This window comes from Legionella sp. km535, from assembly GCF_003990085.1.
In the GTDB taxonomy this organism is placed as follows: Bacteria; Pseudomonadota; Gammaproteobacteria; order Legionellales; family Legionellaceae; genus Legionella; species Legionella moravica.
In genome coordinates this window covers 18,634-36,113 of the sequence record NZ_RZGU01000007.1, presented here as the reverse complement: position 1 = coordinate 36,113, position 17,480 = coordinate 18,634, and the positions used below count along the sequence as shown (strand labels likewise).

The window sequence follows — 17,480 nt, the reverse complement described above, 5'->3', positions numbered from 1 at the left end:
GGTTTGTTAATGTTTGCTTTTCTGAACGATGATTATTTTTATAAGACATCCTTGCAAAAAATGGGATCCATCCTCAAAATTCGCCCAGTGCTGGTTTCAGGAGATCCCTCATTGCATTCGTAATGATGCCTTTATTTATTGGTCTTAATTTTATCTTCAGCCCCTTTTTTCATTACGATAATACTGATTCGTCGATTTTCAGGATTTAATGGATTGGTTTTATCTAAAAGAACCGTAGAGGAGAATCCGGAAACGGTCATTACTTTATCTTCGTTCATCCCTGCTTTAATCAGTGCTCGTCGTGCTGCATTTGCTCTTTGAGCGGATAATTCCCAGTTGGTGTATTCCAGCTCATCAGGATTATGGTACGGGCTTGCATCGGTATGCCCTTGAATGGTTATTTTATTAGGGACTGAATTGATTAATTTCACTATGTTGGCAAGAATAGGTTCAATTTCAGGATTAATTTTATCAGATCCCACATCAAACATGGGTCTTTTTTGATTATCAATAAGCTGGATCCTCAAGCCATCTGAAACGACATCCATTAACAATTGTTTTTTTAATCCAGCAAGAGCAGGATCATGTTCAATACTCAGATTAATTTCTGATTTGAGTTCTTCAAGTTTTTTCAATTCCGCTTTATTCAAGTCAATAACATCTTTATTTTGACTCGTTTTTTGATTATTAAGTGGTTTATTATTGGCAGAAACCTGCCCATCACTTTGTTCGATGTTGGGACCGCCTCCTTTAACGTTAATTTGACGGTTGCCTAAACTTTCTCCACCAAATAAGGCGACTTTCATTGGCTGCTTGAAATATTCTGAAATTCCGGCTTTTTGCGCTTTATTTAAAGAAGAAACTAACCACATTAACAAGAAAAACGCCATCATTGCGGTAACAAAGTCAGCATAAGCGATTTTCCAGGATCCCCCATGATGTTGGTGTTTGTGTTTGCTTATTTTTCGGATGATCGGCTGAGTAGAATGTTTCTCTTTTTTTTCCTTTTTCTCCTTTTTATCGCCAAGATCGTCATTGGTTGGATCACTAATATCATTTATGTCAGTCATAGTCAGGCTCTAGCTTGGAGTTGGTTCAGTAGTTTCAGTAGAAGTGGCGGCAGCCGCAGACGACTTTCCATTTTTGATTTCTTCGTTTAATTGATTAAAGGAAGGTCGTTGTGATGAGAACAGTACTTTTCGGCCAAATTCCACCGCAATAATTGGCGGATTATTGTGTAAACTTGCTAAAATGGTTACTTTAATGCATTGGAGCATGAGTTGAGTTTGGTTTGCACGTTGTTCCATTGCTGTGGCAATAGGGCCTATGAAGCCATAACCTAATAAAATACCTAAAAAGGTACCGACCAGGGCATGAGCAATTAAAACTCCAAGTTCTGAAGGCGGTAAACTGATCGATTCCATAGTGTGAACTACACCCAGTACCGCCGCTACAATACCAAAAGCAGGCATAGCATCTGCAAGCTTGGTAATGGAGTTAGCTGGAATCATTTCTTCTTCATGATGCGATTCAATTTCCATATCCATTAGAGCTTCCAGTTGAAAGGGTTGCATATTAGACGTGATGATTAATCGTAAATAATCGCAAATAAATTCGATAATATGATGATTTGCCATTAATAAGGGGTAACCACTGAAAATGGGACTGTTTTCTGGCTCATCAATATCGTTTTCAAGAGACATCAAGCCTTGTTGTCGTGCTTTGTTTAATAGATTGTACAGGAGTGCCAGTAAATCGATAAAAACCGCTTTTGATGTTTTCTGGCCCCGAAAAATACCTGGCAGTGATTTAAGAACGGCTTTAATTACTGAACTATTATTGCCAACTATAAATGCACCGACTGCTGCTCCTCCAATGATAAGCAGTTCCAGCGGTTGAAATACTGCAGCTAAATGGCCTCCTGCAAGAGCGAATCCACCAAACACACAAAGCAATATGACAATATATCCCAAAATTATTAGCATCTTTTATCATCCTGAAACGTTTCGTTATATAGTATCCTGATATAAGCCGTTCAATCTACTCCAAGCCATCAGAGCACTTATTTTAAAGTTTTTCGCTACGATTGGCCTGACTAGTAAAGGATTATCTGGTTAAATAATCATGAACAACTGTTCCATAGGGTAACGTCAAATCCGATAGTATATGAACGGCGTTTATTATTTTACGCACTGGAAGGCTGGCTACCGGGGCCAGAGCATGATGCGCTAGTTCAATTTGTGCTGGTCCTTGCCAGGCGCCCTTAACAGTAATATCAATCAGATGGTATTCAACCAATTCGCAAATTCTGGTGGTGCCGTCTACATGAGGAATGATTTTTAGTAAATAATTTGAAGACGCCATTGATTCCTCAACTTTTTTTACATCAAGGGATTCGTATTTATAACCCATGGTTGCCGTTGCAATCCGACAAGGTCCATATTCTAAAGTCCCCAGCAATGTTTCGTTGACAACTTGCAGTTTGGGTTGAGCCAGTTTTTTAGGGAACCCCCAAATTTCACGACCACCGGCTATTGGAGGTTGATCGTCAAGATACATAGCATGGGTGTAAGCGCCTGTTTTACCTTGATACCTTACCGGAATGACCTGGCCTGATTCGGTGTAATTACCAAAGCCTGTAGAGTCAGGCATTCTGATGAACTCGAATTTGACTAATGGTTCGGTTACTTCCAAAGGAGCTGGAACGATTTCACGCAGCAAATCCATATCTGTTTCATAAGTGATAATGAAGTATTCTCTGTTGATAAAACGATAAGGACCTCGTGGATAAGATGGACAGGTAAAGGGCATTGCAAACGCTTTTTTTACCACTTCAGCTTCATTCATCATGCTTCTCCTCTAAGGTTCTTAAATCCGACATATCGTATAATGCAATTCCTTCAGTCGCAGGAACTGGCTTGAGCCAGGGCGATTTTTGTATTGCTTTTGTTCCATCATGGTATCCATTAGCCAAACGCTCATGGACTGATTTATATGAAAATTCAGTATCTTTTGTAGACAATTCGGTTTCGTCATGTCTGTATAAGAAGCGAACCAAAGATATTGTGGACTGATGTCCTCTGGAAACACAGAGTTTGATTTTAGGATCTGATTTTTTCTCTTTGGGCACGAAATGGGACAACATATGGATGGTGTTTTTCAGGGTGTGAATTTGTTTATAAAGTTGAACGGTTTTAGTAAACCGACTGGAATATTCAATATCCTTTTTGCGTTTTAACACCTCATCAAGCGTCGTAGGATTTAACCCAAAGGAATCGAATAAATGCACCATAAAGCACAATACATTTTTACGCTGTTCACTGGATAAAAAATAACTTATAGGCGTGTTATTGGAGATACCTCCATCCCAATAAAATTTTCCTTCGATTTCAACAGCAGGGAATCCAGGGGGTAGGGCGCCACTGGCCATAATATGCTCGGGACCAATTTTTTGATTGAGCGAGTCAAAATAGATCATTGTACCCGAACTGATTTCTACTGCCCCAACACACAATCGAGTGACTTTTTTATTGTTAATTCGATCGAAATCAATATATCGTTCAAGGGTACTGCGCAGAGGCGAAGTATCGTAGTAACTGATTTTATCCGGGTTTTTATGCCATCCCCAATTTGGTGGCGGAAATCGAGGTGTAAAAAAACCAGGTTGTCCCAAAAGAAAGGCTGAATGAGCGGCTAATAAATGATGGATTTTCCGACTGTCCGGATCATTGGGTAATAAAGTGTCGTTTATATTGGTGGGCGTGGCGATGGACTCCCAGAATTGATACAACTTTTCAATACGTATGTTTTCGGGATTGCCTGCTGCTATCGCGGCATTAATTGCTCCTATTGAGGTACCTATATACCAGTCAGGGAAATATCCTTCTTCATCTAAAGCGCGAAGAACGCCTGCCTGATACGCACCTAAAGCGCCGCCTCCCTGAAAAGTACAGGCTATGCTTTTGAAGAGTGCCTTGAATTTGTTGCCTTTGGTTTGAACCATGGTTTACTCCATAAACCATCCATGACTGACAACAAGCGATTGACCTGTAAGTGCATTCGATTCAAAAGAAGCGAAAAATAATGCTGTTTGAGCGACATCATCTGTAGTAGTGAATTCACCATCAACGGTTTCTTTCAGCATTACTTTTTTGATCACTTCTTCTTCACTGATGCCTAGCTCTTTCGCTTGTTCAGGAATTTGTTTTTCCACTAAGGGGGTACGCACGAAACCTGGACATATGACATTCGCTCTTACATTATGGGCCGCTCCTTCTTTGGCAACCACTTTGCATAAACCCAGCAAACCGTGTTTAGCAGTAACATAGGGGGCTTTTAGCAACGAGGCTTCCTTGGAATGAACTGAACCCATATAGATGATGCTTCCGCCTTTTTTGGACGCATACATATGCTTTAATGCTGCACGGGTTGTTAAAAATGCGCCATCAAGATGAATGGCAAGTAATTTTTTCCAATCAGCAAAAGCTAATTTATCCACTGATTCAATGATTTGAATACCCGCATTACTGACTAAAACATCAATGCCGCCAAATTGCTCGGCAACAGCATCCATTCCCTGATTAACTTGATTCTCATCAGTAACGTTCATGGCCACTGCCATGGCTTGACCGCCAAGCGATTTGATCTCTTCTGCAGTGCTCTTTGCCTGCTCTGGATTAAGATCGGCAATCGCTATTTTTGCGCCTTCCTGGGCATAAACCAAGGCAATTTCTTTGCCTATACCACTGGCAGCCCCGGTAATTACGGCGACCTTATTTTTAAGTCTCATGGTAACGATCCTTGTAATTTATTATTTTATTCAAAAGTATAGCAATGAAATTTTATAATGCCGTATGATTTGACAAGAAATTTTAATAAAACACCTTACCCTGATTCTCTAGATCAACCAAGAATCAGGGTAATCAGGCACAATTGAATCTGAAACAGGAATGATAACGTGTTGCATCGGAATTAGTAATAATAAGGACGACCGTAATAATAATATTCACGTCTATCCTGTTCTCTTCCGACAGCATTACCTACCAGAGCGCCAGCTCCTGCACCAATAGCCGTTCCCAAGCCTGAACCACCAGATACTGCATATCCTAATCCGGCACCCAAAGCTGCCCCACCTGCTGTACCAACTTGTTCATTGGTGCAACTGATCAGCATTAAACTTGATGCGCCTAATAGAATTGACGTTGCAATTATCTTTTTCATAGTTGACTTCCTCTTATAATTGTCCTTCATAGAAAATAATAGTACATAAATGATAAAATATGTAGAAATATTATTCAAATAATAAGGGGGGAGCAGATGAGCAGGATGTTTCTGCTCCTTGTGGTCTTGCTGTTCATAGGGACGTGTTTTTGATGCAGAGTTAAGGAAATTTGGAGGGCTGGTAATTGGGTTTTTTCCCGGAGCTTATATATAAATTTACTCTGACCCCGGTTTTCCAGTAATATAAAGGGTAACTCATAATAAAAATAGAGGGCACCATGTTTAGAGGAAGTATAGTAGCCTTGGTTACACCCATGCAGAATGATGAAGTGGATGTGCATCATCTGCGAGAGCTGGTTGAATTTCACATAGAAATGGGAACTCATGGACTTGTAGCTGCAGGTACTACTGGTGAGGCTGGTACTTTATCGCATGAAGAAAAATTATTGGTCATTAAAACAGTTATAGACCAGGCTAAGGAGAGGGTGCCTGTAATCGCTGGAACAGCAATGAACGCTACCAAAGAGTGCATTGAGTTGACCCAGCAGGCTATGGAGTATGGTGCTCACGCAGCGTTAATTATGACTCCAGCCTATATTAAACCTACTCAGGAAGGGTTGTATCTACATTACCAACACATCGCTGAGGCGGTAGCAATGCCTATCATTCTGTATAATGTTCCTGGTCGAACCGCTTGTGATTTATTACCTGAAACTGTTGCACGACTGGCGAAAATATCCAATATCGTCGGAATTAAAGAAGCAACAGGCCAGATGACCCGGTTACAACAAATTCTTCGTCTTTCTGAAGGTCGAATCGATGTCTACAGCGGTGATGATTTAACCGCGGCACAATGGATGCTGGCTGGAGCAAAAGGAGTGATATCGGTTACTGCCAATGCTGCGGCTAAATTGATGGCTAAACTGTGTGATTTGGCACTGGATGGTGATCATGCGGCTTGTCTTCGTCTACAGGAGCAATTAATGCCTTTGCATGAGTTGATGTTTGTGGAAGCGAATCCAATTCCTGTGAAATGGGCGTTGAATAAAATGGGCTTAATTGGCGGGGAGATCAGACTGCCTCTTACTGAATTATCAGAAACGCACCACCAGGCATTGGAAAAAGTACTAAAAAATCTGGAGTTGATTTAATTGGGGATAGTTGTGAAAAAATTGAGTTTTATTGTTCTTGCTATATTGGCGCTGTCAGCCTGTAATTCTCGTTATTCCAGTAATGGAGAGAATGTTTATTTACACAGTCATAATGGAACGAAAATAGTAGTCCCACCTCCATTGACCAATGCGAACATCAGTAATTTTTATGATTTACCCTCTCAAAATCAGGACGCGCAAGTCAGTATTGCGCCGCCAGGGGAAGATATTATTAATTCATAAGGGTTGACTATGACACCATCAGAATCAGGGGAGTTGCATATTGTACAGGAGTTATCCAAGCGCATTGTGGAAGCGCAACGCAAAATCAGGATTCTTGATAGTATTAAATGGGATGACTCGGTAAAAAAGGAATTTTTTAAAGCCAAGGGAAATAAATTACCGAGTGTTGATAAAGCCTATTATGATAATAAACCCTTGCCTTTTGATGTGCGAGAAAAACAGGAAGAGTTTCGACTGATTCTGCGTGATGCTCAGAATCAGTTGGGTCAGTACTCGACCTTGACCCGGTTAATCAGGCGCCAGTGTGAAGAATACAGCCGAGCCACACAAATGTTGGCAGCCCGGGGAACTCCATCGTTTAGTGAATTGGCCATGGAATTGTATGGCAGTCCTGATGACGTTTTTTATGCAGGCGGTCCCCGCATGTCCCAAATGGGTACATTGCTGTTTGATGTGTTAACCAATCTTGATGTTCAACTGCAATCTGAAGCGGATGTAAAACGTCATACACCGCAACAGGCCCAGGAAATGCTGCAGGCACGACTAGGACATTTCTTTTCCAAACACCCGGGGAAAGTAACGGTCATGGTAAGCGATGATATGGTTGCTGATGCCTCAGCTGGTGCTGATAGCATTAAGCTAAGTCAGCAGGCAATGTTTAGTGATCGTGATTTGCGTTATTTGGAAGTGCATGAAGGTTGGGTTCATGTGGGCACCACATTGAATGGTGCAATGCAGCCTAATTGCTTTTTCCTTTCCAAAGGTTCTCCTTCAAGCTCTGTGATTCAGGAAGGCTTGGCCGTAATCACTGAAGTTGTTACTTTTTCCTCTTATCCTGGACGTATGTTGAAAATTACCAACAGGGTGATTGCGTTAGATAAGGTAACCAAAGGCGCTGATTTTCTGGATATCTACCGTTACTTTATAGAGTGTGGATTGACAGATGAAGACAGTTATAACCAAACTGTACGGATTTTTAGAGGCAGTACACCAACCGGTGGTCCCTTTACTAAAGATTTATCCTATGCCAAGGGTTTTGTCTTGATTTATAACTACATTCGCTTTGCAATCAGTCAAAAGAGAGTGGACTCCATTCCCTTGTTGTTTACTGGTAAATTGATTCTCGATGATTTGCCTTTATTGGGTGAGTTAAAAGAACGTGGAATTTTAACGGCTCCTGTTTATTTGCCGCCACCTTTTCAGGATTTAGCCGCGTTAAGCGCCTGGATGAGCTTTTCGCTTTATTTAAATCAATTTGATTTAAATGAAATCCAGAAGAACTTTCGCTTTTTATTGGTCTAATGCGTCTGCATCTCACCAAGATGGAAGGGGTAATCATGACGGCATCGGGCGTAAGCCGCTCCAATCTTCGCCGGATTCGGATAAAAGGCATAATGAGTTGCATTATACGCGCAACAGGGCACTGAACTGATAAAACAACCTCGTTTTGCGTTCCAGACAAGCCCGCTTTCCGTGGGCTCCAGAGTTCTGCCATCAAAACAAACATAGCGTGGTTGAGAGGGCTGCCCACCTTGAATGCATCCTTGAGCATGAGCAACATGAACCAGAATCATTCCAGCCAGTATTATTTTTATTCTCATTTATTTGCCCTTAAACTTGCTATACTTCTATTTATAAAATTAGCTTAAGTTTGGATCTATTCAAGCACGTTGAGCAAAATGACAATAAATTTAAGGTTAAATTAATAAAATAAGCTTAAAATAAAGACATATCAGTCTACGGAGTAAGTTTATGGCGAAGAATGGTGCGATCAGCAATGCAATTACCAATAACGCGGCACTGGCCGGGATAGATTCTGCTGTTCGCAACAGAGCATTAGATGATCTTTTAAAAGCTGATCCTGCGGATCTGAAGTCATTAAGGCTCGCAATTATCATTAACAAAGGATTTTGGGAGCATTTTCCGGGTTTAAAAGAAGCTGATGGTCATAAATTTTACGAGGATAATGACAATTTATTAACCCTTGTGGGACCTCCGGGCGTAGAGGTAATTCGCCAAATGGCCGCCCAGCAACGTGTTACATTAGGCTTAAAGGATGTTGATGATGATGTTTTGATTGGTATTCTCACCCATAATGAAGAGGAATGCAGGGCATATCTGGCATCAAAACCCGTTTTGGGAAAATTCGGAGTCGAAAATCAAGTTCATGGCTGGAAAAAAAATGAACCTGCTGTCGCTGCACAACCTCCTGCCCCGGTTCCACCAGCACGAAATAAATCCGATAATATTTTAACCGCAGATGCCATTCGTGAGATACGCCATCACGCGCGCGATCTTTTATTATTACGCTTGATTGCGCAATCCAAAGATCGCAATCACATAGAACAGTTACTCACTGCACGGGATAAAGGTTCTGTTGATAATGCTGCAAAAAACTTGAATTACCCTCAATCTGCCAATGCTACTTTATCATATCCTTTGAGCGAGCCAATTCAAAATGCTCTTCAAAATCGTTTGCAGGTGCTGAATCAGGCAGCTGGAAAGACTGAATTTCAACAATATGTGGCGGATCTCTCATCGGATGAGACTTTGAGGCAAGTTGAAAATTTGGAAAAAAACAATGATGATTTTTTAGAAAGCATACCTCAACCAATTAAGAATAAATTAACTGCAGAAGATATGGATTGGGCTAAAAGCGTTCTCGGAGTAAGCTATCTTAAGGTCGCTGTAGACCAGTTAGAAATTGATTTATTGCCGCTTCTTAAAACAAATTCTGAGGAAGAGTTCAAGGCAAAATTAAAAGAGACATTTGGCCAACATGATTATATTGATTTGGCAGTTGAAGATAATCTCGGTGTTATCAAGAATGCCATGTTGAAGAAATTTATTCCCAGGCTGGATCTTCAAAAATTAAAGGCTCTGAATGAAGCTGTCGATTTGAAACAATGTCAGAAGGTATTCCTTGATGCAGGGGTAACTCCTGTCGACTGGATTATAGACACATATTTAAAAGATATAAAACAATCGGCTCGATCTGTGTTATTTGAGGATGAAATAAAAAAAGTGCCGCAATTGGGAATAGCCCCACATCCTCAATTACTTAAGGTATTTAGCGATTTGCCTGTAGCGAAACAACAAGCATTGCTTAAAAAAACTCCTCCGCTCTATCAGGTGCTAAAAGCAAATGATGTAGAGCAATTGGCTGTTCATTTGGGAGCGGATGTTGCAGGTCTTGCCGAACTTGCTGAAGAAAATAAAACTCTAGCGGTTTTTCAGCTCATTCATAATGCAGCTGTAGCACGCATTTTGTCTGCTTTTCAACCTGCCATTAAGTTAAGCGCTGTGCAAGTTGATGCCTTAAATAGGGATTTGGATGCGGCAACGGCTAGAAATAATGGGCAAGATTTTAATAATCCGGCTCTATACAAGGGCATAATTGATAACATTAAAGTACACTGTGGAGCTGACGTTAATGAAGGACGTTTTTATCAGGATTTTGGCTTGAGTAACGACGGCTTGGCTTTCAAAGAACCCTCTGAAGTAAGAGATCAAATTAAAGCTCAAAACAAGCACAATCAAGAATTGCTCAGAGCATATGCTTTAATTTCTCCTGAGGATAAAAGTAATAAATCACTGGAAAAACAGTTGCTTGGCATTTTTTTAACGCTGAATAAAAATGCACCGATTGCCCCAGTAGATATTGTCAAACAATTTAATAGATCCCGGACGTATAATGAATTTATTGAACGTGTTATACCCCAAGGAAATTCAGATCTGAAAACCCAGTTATACACTCAATTATCCAGTAGTATTTTTTATGAATTAAAAAATGCTGCACTAAGAAATAAGCTGATTGATGCCAATCCGTTAGTTGTCATCGATGCGGTAACCGATTTGAAAAAGATTGCAACATCAATAAACCAGCATCTGGATGCATTAAACAAATCCAGGGAACATTTTAAATTTATTGAAGGAATAAAACCACATCATTTATACAATCCATCGTTCAGAGGTGAAGCACAATTAAGTGCTAAACAAATGAAAGGCCAATATCAGCAGCTATCAAATGATTGTGATCTTATTGTGGAGCAATTAAGACGAGATCAAAAAACAATTGAAGCGATTTTAAGCCAGAATGAGAATCCTGGAAATATGGTGTCGGAGGAGCTGGATAAGCGTATATTAATAGTGTTTCAACAACTCAGAGAAGAACTGGACACCATTAAATCGAATTTACAATTTTATGAAACAATTCAGCAAAAATTATCCTGTGATGCTGGGATTCTGCAAGTACTTGATGAAGCCGCTGATCATAAAAAAAGCTATATGTTCCATGCGGACTATATCACTCGCAGGATAGAGTCTCGTGATCACATTGAGGGTTTAACTTATTCGTCACAAAAACATAAAAATGGGATTGAAACACCGAGTGATACTGCTGGTGGACGAAAACTCGAGTTAGGACAGTCTATCCCTGAAGGAAAAATTGCTGTTGTTGACTATGTTAAAACTGCATATAAACAAGATAATGTAAATAAAAATTATGAAGTCGTTGGCCGGTATACCGTAGATTTATCTCCACCTGGTAGCATGACACTAAAAGGGGATAAAGTAACCAGGGCCTCTGGCGGCAAGTTTGAGATACAGGAATTTCCAAGGCAAACCTTGCCTGTTCCTGCCAAAGGTTCAGATGAAGATTTTCGGCTGATCCAAGCTAAAATGGAATTCTCCCTGGCTCTTGCTGCTGACGCTATTGCCAATCTGGATTCGCCTCCCACTAAAGAAAAACCATTAAGATTGTATGGTGATAATGAAGAGCAAATGCGTTATTTATGGACTGCTCTGATTATTCTGGGCGAAAAAAATCCTCACATGAAGATTACTGCTGACGCAATCAAGCTGGATCGTTTCGGTGAAAACCAGTTTGATCCTGCTCAGGAAAAAGGTTCTTTTCTGGGTATTAGCACGGGTTTTCACAGCAATTCCTTATATCAACTTTTTAAAAATTCGCTAGTCAAGGATTCAGTTGAACAGACTGTAGACGCAGTTAAACAAATGAGCGCGGATAAAAAGAGCAGTGAGAAAGAGCGTCCAAAAGTCGACTCACAGGCTACTAATGCTGCAAAATCACTTAAAGACGGACTCAGTGTGTTCCTGAGAGAGGCCAGAACTACAAGAAATGCAGAGGGCCCTGAGGAGAAAAGAGATACTGGCCTAAAAAATTCATAGTGTCTTATAGAATAATAAAAAAGGAGCATTGAATTGAACTCTAAACAATTGGCTATTGGTGTATTTGATTCGGGTATGGGGGGATTGACCGTATTAAAAGCGTTACGAGCCAGTTTACCGCAAGAGTCATTCGTTTATTTGGGGGATACTGCCCGTTTACCCTATGGGACAAAAAGTCCTGATACGGTAAAGCAATACGCCATGCAAATGGCAAAACTATTGGTAGAACGGCGCATTAAGGCATTAGTTATTGCCTGTAACACGGCAACTACCGCAGCGTTGCCCCATCTGCAAAGCATGTTGACTGATATACCTGTTCTTGGTGTGGTTGCTCCAGGCGCCTCAGCGGCTGTGGAAGCCACCCGAAATCAACGTATCCTGGTTCTTGCTACGGAAACGACTATAGCTTCTAAAGCCTACCAAGAGCTTATAGCAATAAAATTGCCACAAGCGGTCATCAACACGCGTGCTTGCAGTGTATTGGTTGCATTGGCTGAAGAAGGCATGGTTGATAATGCGGTGGCCAGGGAAGCCTTAAAACATTATTTGGATAAAGTGACTGATGAGGATGCTGTGCTATTGGGCTGTACGCATTTTCCCGTGTTTAGGCCCTTACTCTCCAGCTTGCTGCCTGATAATGTAACTGTAGTTGATTCAGCTCAGGCAACAGCACGTTCACTACACAGTCTATTGAGCAATCAGAATTTGCTTAATGATGATCCTGTGGCGGCATCATCCAGAGTACATTATTTAGTGACGGACTCAGTGAGCCGATTTCAGAAAGTGGGTGAAATCTTTTTAGGCGAACAGTTAAAGCTCGAGGATATAGAACTGGTTGACGCGAGGTAACTTCTTGATTTCCTTGTGATTGTCATCATCCTTAACGCAATGAAGGATATCCTGCGCGGGCAGAGTATCCTTCTTATTTGAAGTCAATCATTGCACTCGGAAATTATAGTGAACGGCATGATTGAGAGTGCGTAATCAGGAGGATGCTCGATTACATGAGCCTGCACCAGCCTTGATTTGGCTGAGAGGGGATTTCATCATCCAGACTGATTTCTTCGAAAGATAAATCCTCATCAATAATCAGTGATTGCTGTAACAAGCCATTTCCCAGATCACACAGTGGATCCGAGCTGTTGTTTAATGCCACAAGATTATTGAGCATATGCAGACAACATTTATGATCGCCACTGCGTGGTAATACTGCGGCAAACTCACCTTTTCTTGGATTCGTGGGGTACGGTGCTTCGTCTAAATCTGCAAGAAAAGCGATTAAACGGGAAAAATCAGGGTGTCTCGTTTTTTCTAACAGGCTGAACATTCGAATATGCAATGCCGCTTTAGGCAGATTGATTAGTTCCAGAAGATACCGAATTAAAGAGGCGCTTTTTTTTGCGCTGTCACTGGCCTGTATTGTTTCGCCCGCATCCCTCTCGGTATTCAGTTCAGCAACATTGCTTTGGTTAGAGTGTCTCTTAAGTTCTGTGAGCATTTCTTCTAAAAGAGATCGTGATGCTGGTAGCGCTGATTGAATGGATTCGAGATGTTTTTTCCAGCCAGCAATTTGTTCATGAAAATTCACTGGACCATGAACGTGTCCTGATTCATCGGGAGTAGGGATGGGGTAATCCGAAAACACTGATATTAAATGATCAAGAGTATCTGCATTTTTAATACGGATAATTAAGTCTGATGCCAATTTACCTTTGGGATTTTGTTCGTTGGCATTTTTGTATCTATTGAGCCATATAACGTAATTTTCAGTGATTAGATTCTTCATGTAAAACACCTCTGAATCATGCCCCAATTGATCATCCGATCAATTATTCTTCCTTAGCTGGACGGCTCATTAAATTAACTACAGCTTGTTGTGCGTCTATTTTATTTTGTAACAGGTCGTTTATTTGTTCACAAATAGGCATTTCAATTTGATGATTTTTAGCTATGGCGCAAATTTGCGCAGCATTATTTTTGCCTTCAACCACCTGTCCTATTTGTTTTTCGGCTTCGTCAATGGCAACATTATTTCCCAATAATAATCCAAAACGTCGATTTCTGGATTGATCGTCAGTACAGGTTAATACCAGGTCTCCCACACCAGCCAAACCTATAAAAGTATCCTGTTTTGCTCCCAGACTAAGGCCTAAACGACTCATCTCAGCCAAACCTCGGGTAATTAGTGCGGCTTTGGCATTGGAACCGTAACCCAAGCCATCACTAATGCCACAGGCAATAGCTAAAACATTTTTAACAGCACCACATAACTGTACACCTATCAAATCTTCACTTAAATATACACGAATATTGTCATGATGGAATAATTTATGAATCTTTTTTTGATAGTCTGTGTTATTACATGCCAAAGTGAGTACTGTTGGTAAGAACCTTGCTACTTCTTTAGCAAAAGAAGGGCCAGAAACTACAGCAACAGGATAATCAGAGCCAAAACGATGAGCAACTAAATCACTTAATAAGCTATGGCTTAAGGGATCAACTCCTTTGGTTAACCAGGTTAAGCCTTGTGGCACATGATCAATTTTGTTTAGAAGTTCTGCAAAAGCATGTGAGGGAACCGCGATAATAACGTAGTCCGCTTCATGAAGGCATTGGTGTAAATTGACCGTTGGAATCAGTAGGTCAGGAAAGGTGATGCCGGGAAGATAATCAGGATTGGCGCGTTGCGATTCCATAAGAGCCACATGCTGTGGGTTATGACCCCACAGCAGAACGCGATGTCCGGTTTTGGCTAAATGTATTGCTACTGCGGTGCCCCATGAACCGGCACCGAGCATGGCAATGGTTTTGGTCTTCATTGCTTAGTGCGACATTGCTTCTTTAACACCGCCTTCTTTTTGTTTTTCTGCAAGTTGTTGCATGTACAGAGCATCGAAGTTAATGGGTGCTAAAACGAGTTGAGGGAAACTTCCACGAATCACTTGAGAAGTAATGGCTTCTCTGGCATAGGGGAACAAGATGCTTGGGCAGAAGCTATTTAATAAATGATCCAGCTGATTATCTACAGCGCCTTGAATAGTGAATATGCCGGCTTGTTTAACTTCAACAAGAAATGCGGTGGCTTTTTGGTTAACGACGGTTGCAGTTACGGTTAAAACGACTTCATAAATGCCATTATCCAATTGAGTATTGGAGGTGTTGAGATCTAAATTGAGTTCTGGTTCCCATTGTTGTTGGAATACAGCTGGCGTATTGGGGGTTTCATAGGATAAGTCTTTAACATAGATTCTTTGAATCATGAATTGAGCTTCGTCATTGTTTTGTGGATTATTGGGTTGTTCAGTCATGATATTCCTATCCTTTTAAAAGTTGGTTCAATGTTCCCTGGGCTTCCAGGGCATATAAATCATCGCAGCCACCAACAGCTTGGCCATTAATGAAAATTTGCGGCACCGTACGTCTGCCGCTTTTAATTATCATTTCTTCCCGTAGTTCCGGATGTGTATCCACTCGAATCTCAGTGAAGCTGATGCCTTTTTGGTTTAATAACTCTTTGGCCTTGATACAGTAGGGGCAATAAGCTGTACTGTACATGATTACTTCGGACATAGGTCTAACCTTTGCCTTTAACTAATGGAAGGTCAGCGTTTTGCCAAGACAGTATACCACCGCCGAGTACCATAGGCTGGTAACCCTGGGTGCTGATTTTGGCAGCCACAGTCGGAGATTGCAAGCCACGCGCGCAAACCAGAATTATTTTCTTGTTTTTGTATTTATTCATTTTTTGTTGTTCAAAATCGTCCAATGTGCAATTGATTGAATCGATAATATGACCGTTTTTAAACGATTCTTTATCGCGCAAATCAAATACTACCGCATTTTCATTGTTGATCAGATCTACTGCAGATTGAGGAGTGAGTTCTTTTGCTTTCTTTTTTTGTGATATAAATTCATTGATTAATATTAAAAACAATATAGCAATAAGGGCTAACCAAAGTTGCCAGTGATTTGCAATAAACTGTCCTAAATGTTCCATAACGTACCCAAAATATTTTTATAATTGGCGAATTATCCTCAGATTAGTTGTCTAACGCAAGTCATGTAGGCTTTTAGAGTAGTAATCTTCCTGATTATTTTTTTTTAATAAAACATAAACGGCTCCATGACCACCGTCTTTAGCCAATGCACTATGAAAAGCGAGTACTTCATGAAACTGGGGCAACCATCGATTAATTAAATTTTTAATGACAGGAGGAGCGCCCAGGTGACCTCCCTTGCCATGTATAATTAATAGACAACGTTTGTTTTGTTGTGCTTGTGCTTGAATGAACCTGCAGAGCGCCTCTCGGGCTGTTTCAGTTTTTAAGCCATGTAAATCCAGTCGGGCTTCCCAGGGAATTAAACCATTTTTTAAGCTGCGTAATCGTGATCCTGTGATGCTGGGATGAGCATAGGATAAAACAGAATTGGATTGAACAGTCTCACTGATGAAGTCCGATAAATGATAAGTGCTGTTCTCGGGTTGTGTAGCCGTTTTTTTCTTAATTAGACGAGGTGCCGGCATGGATGCTGGATTGCTTACCCTCTTTGTTTTTTCATTTAATGGCTTAACGGAACGCATGTGTTCACGAAACAGGGCCTTGTCCTCTTCGGACATTAAATCATCAGCCATATTTTTGCAGGAGATTGTTGATTATAAACAAAGTATAACTTAGGTTATGACATATATTCCAACATAGAGTACAATTTGTTCCTTTTCTATCGTTATAGAATGTTAAGGAACGAAGCACTAATGAGTAGTTACATCATAAAAGAAACACAAGAGTTGGTCAGTATTCTTGATTTTTTACGTTTTAGTCTGTCATGTGCCATTGACGCGAACTTGTATTATGGCCATGGAACTGATAATGCCTGGGATGATATGCGTTCACTCATTTTAAGAAGTTTGTCTCTACCTTACGATAGTGATCCCGTCTTGCTTAATGCACGATTAACAACTACTGAGAAAAAACACTTGTGCCAACAGTTGGATAAGCGTATTAATCAACGAGTTCCTGTGCCTTACCTGATTAAGGAAGCCTATTTTTGTGATATGCCTTTTTATGTCGATGAGCGAGTTCTTATTCCTCGTTCGCCTATAGCTGAATTGATTAATAACCAGTTTTCGCCCTGGATAGAGGCAGATGAGGTTCATCACATTCTGGATTTATGCACTGGCAGTGGTTGTATTGCAATCGCTTGTTGTTATGCCTTTCCAGAGGCACAGGTCGATGCAGTTGATATTTCCTCGGAGGCGCTTGCTGTCGCTACTATCAATCGTGAGCGGTTTGAGGTGGAAGATCAATTGACTTTGATTGAGTCCGATTGCTTTGCCAGGGTTCCTCAAATTAAATACGATCTGATTGTAAGCAATCCTCCTTATGTGGGTAAGGAAGAAATGCAGACTTTACCTGATGAATACCGACATGAACCCGTATTGGCTTTGGAAACAAGCAATAATGGCCTGGCTATTGTTGAAAAAATTCTCAAAAGCGCCCATGCTTATTTAAGTGATCATGGAATACTGGTCGTAGAAGTAGGGAATAGCGAAGAGTTACTGTGTGAAGTCTATCCTGAAGTCCCATTCACCTGGCTTGAAATGAGTCATGGTGGTCAGGGAATATTTTTATTAACAAAACAGCAGTTGGATGAATTTTTTAACTAAGTGAGTACCGC

The 17,480-nt window shown here is 40.7% G+C and carries 19 protein-coding genes; 6 read left to right on the top strand and 13 right to left on the bottom strand.

Annotated elements, in window-relative coordinates:
- Positions 1-131 precede the first annotated feature (131 nt).
- The 6 genes from motB to ELY21_RS05690 form a co-directional block, all read right to left on the bottom strand.
- Positions 132-1,070: a flagellar motor protein MotB gene (gene motB, locus ELY21_RS05715; protein WP_127107689.1), complete on the bottom strand. Its 939-nt coding sequence runs from the start codon at positions 1,068-1,070 to the stop codon at positions 132-134.
- A gap of 9 nt (positions 1,071-1,079) precedes the next feature.
- A complete protein-coding gene (gene motA / locus ELY21_RS05710) occupies positions 1,080-1,985 on the bottom strand; it encodes a flagellar motor stator protein MotA (protein WP_127107687.1) in 906 nt (301 codons plus the stop codon).
- Between the two features lie 121 nt (positions 1,986-2,106).
- Complete coding sequence (locus tag ELY21_RS05705; RefSeq protein ID WP_127107858.1) at positions 2,107-2,847, bottom strand: acetoacetate decarboxylase; 741 nt, start codon at positions 2,845-2,847, stop codon at positions 2,107-2,109.
- On the bottom strand, positions 2,840-4,003 hold the full coding sequence (locus ELY21_RS05700) for a patatin-like phospholipase family protein (protein ID WP_127107685.1): 1,164 nt from the start codon (positions 4,001-4,003) through the stop codon (positions 2,840-2,842). Before ELY21_RS05700 ends, ELY21_RS05705 begins: the two co-directional genes overlap by 8 nt.
- 3 nt (positions 4,004-4,006) lie before the next feature.
- Positions 4,007-4,789, bottom strand: a complete 783-nt coding sequence (locus ELY21_RS05695; protein ID WP_127107683.1) for a 3-hydroxybutyrate dehydrogenase — start codon at positions 4,787-4,789, stop codon at positions 4,007-4,009.
- A gap of 182 nt (positions 4,790-4,971) precedes the next feature.
- Complete coding sequence (locus ELY21_RS05690; protein ID WP_028384839.1) at positions 4,972-5,220, bottom strand: glycine zipper domain-containing protein; 249 nt, start codon at positions 5,218-5,220, stop codon at positions 4,972-4,974.
- A 278-nt stretch (positions 5,221-5,498) separates the two neighbouring features.
- On the opposite strand from ELY21_RS05690, the gene dapA reads away from it, so the two are divergent.
- The 3 genes from dapA to ELY21_RS05675 are packed head-to-tail and all read left to right on the top strand — an operon-like array spanning position 5,499 to position 7,916.
- On the top strand, positions 5,499-6,371 hold the full coding sequence (dapA, locus tag ELY21_RS05685; RefSeq protein ID WP_127107681.1) for a 4-hydroxy-tetrahydrodipicolinate synthase: 873 nt from the start codon (positions 5,499-5,501) through the stop codon (positions 6,369-6,371).
- Positions 6,372-6,383: 12 nt separating this feature from the next.
- On the top strand, positions 6,384-6,614 hold the full coding sequence (locus ELY21_RS05680; protein WP_127107679.1) for a hypothetical protein: 231 nt from the start codon (positions 6,384-6,386) through the stop codon (positions 6,612-6,614).
- Positions 6,615-6,623: 9 nt separating this feature from the next.
- Entirely contained in the window at positions 6,624-7,916 is a 1,293-nt protein-coding gene (locus tag ELY21_RS05675) for a flavohemoglobin expression-modulating QEGLA motif protein (RefSeq protein WP_127107677.1), read from the top strand.
- On the opposite strand, the gene ELY21_RS05670 is transcribed toward ELY21_RS05675, so the two are convergent.
- Complete coding sequence (locus ELY21_RS05670) at positions 7,913-8,215, bottom strand: hypothetical protein (RefSeq protein WP_127107675.1); 303 nt, start codon at positions 8,213-8,215, stop codon at positions 7,913-7,915. The two genes, ELY21_RS05675 and ELY21_RS05670, sit on opposite strands and share 4 nt — an antisense overlap.
- Positions 8,216-8,366: 151 nt before the next feature.
- On the opposite strand from ELY21_RS05670, the gene ELY21_RS05665 reads away from it, so the two are divergent.
- Positions 8,367-11,804 carry a hypothetical protein gene (locus ELY21_RS05665; protein WP_127107673.1) on the top strand — a complete coding sequence of 1,146 codons (3,438 nt, stop codon included), beginning with the start codon at positions 8,367-8,369 and terminating at the stop codon, positions 11,802-11,804.
- Between the two features lie 33 nt (positions 11,805-11,837).
- Positions 11,838-12,653, top strand: coding sequence for a glutamate racemase (gene murI, locus ELY21_RS05660; RefSeq protein WP_127107671.1), 816 nt, complete (start codon positions 11,838-11,840; stop codon positions 12,651-12,653).
- Between the two features lie 151 nt (positions 12,654-12,804).
- Here the strand turns inward: murI and ELY21_RS05655 are convergent, their stop codons facing one another.
- The 6 genes from ELY21_RS05655 to ELY21_RS05630 are packed head-to-tail and all read right to left on the bottom strand — an operon-like array spanning position 12,805 to position 16,437.
- Positions 12,805-13,590 (bottom strand): hypothetical protein, encoded by a 786-nt coding sequence (locus ELY21_RS05655; RefSeq protein ID WP_127107669.1) that lies wholly within the window; start codon positions 13,588-13,590, stop codon positions 12,805-12,807.
- A gap of 43 nt (positions 13,591-13,633) precedes the next feature.
- On the bottom strand, positions 13,634-14,623 hold the full coding sequence (locus ELY21_RS05650) for an NAD(P)H-dependent glycerol-3-phosphate dehydrogenase (protein WP_127107667.1): 990 nt from the start codon (positions 14,621-14,623) through the stop codon (positions 13,634-13,636).
- A gap of 3 nt (positions 14,624-14,626) precedes the next feature.
- On the bottom strand, positions 14,627-15,112 hold the full coding sequence (secB, locus tag ELY21_RS05645) for a protein-export chaperone SecB (RefSeq protein ID WP_127107665.1): 486 nt from the start codon (positions 15,110-15,112) through the stop codon (positions 14,627-14,629).
- Positions 15,113-15,119: 7 nt separating this feature from the next.
- Positions 15,120-15,374: a glutaredoxin 3 gene (gene grxC / locus ELY21_RS05640; RefSeq protein ID WP_127107663.1), complete on the bottom strand. Its 255-nt coding sequence runs from the start codon at positions 15,372-15,374 to the stop codon at positions 15,120-15,122.
- A gap of 4 nt (positions 15,375-15,378) precedes the next feature.
- Positions 15,379-15,801, bottom strand: a complete 423-nt coding sequence (locus ELY21_RS05635; RefSeq protein ID WP_127107661.1) for a rhodanese-like domain-containing protein — start codon at positions 15,799-15,801, stop codon at positions 15,379-15,381.
- A gap of 51 nt (positions 15,802-15,852) precedes the next feature.
- Positions 15,853-16,437 carry a Smr/MutS family protein gene (locus ELY21_RS05630; protein ID WP_127107659.1) on the bottom strand — a complete coding sequence of 195 codons (585 nt, stop codon included), beginning with the start codon at positions 16,435-16,437 and terminating at the stop codon, positions 15,853-15,855.
- 120 nt (positions 16,438-16,557) lie between these two features.
- Between ELY21_RS05630 and prmB the strand changes: the two genes are divergently transcribed.
- Positions 16,558-17,469 (top strand): 50S ribosomal protein L3 N(5)-glutamine methyltransferase, encoded by a 912-nt coding sequence (prmB, locus tag ELY21_RS05625; RefSeq protein ID WP_370272511.1) that lies wholly within the window; start codon positions 16,558-16,560, stop codon positions 17,467-17,469.
- The last annotated feature ends 11 nt before the right edge of the window (positions 17,470-17,480 follow it).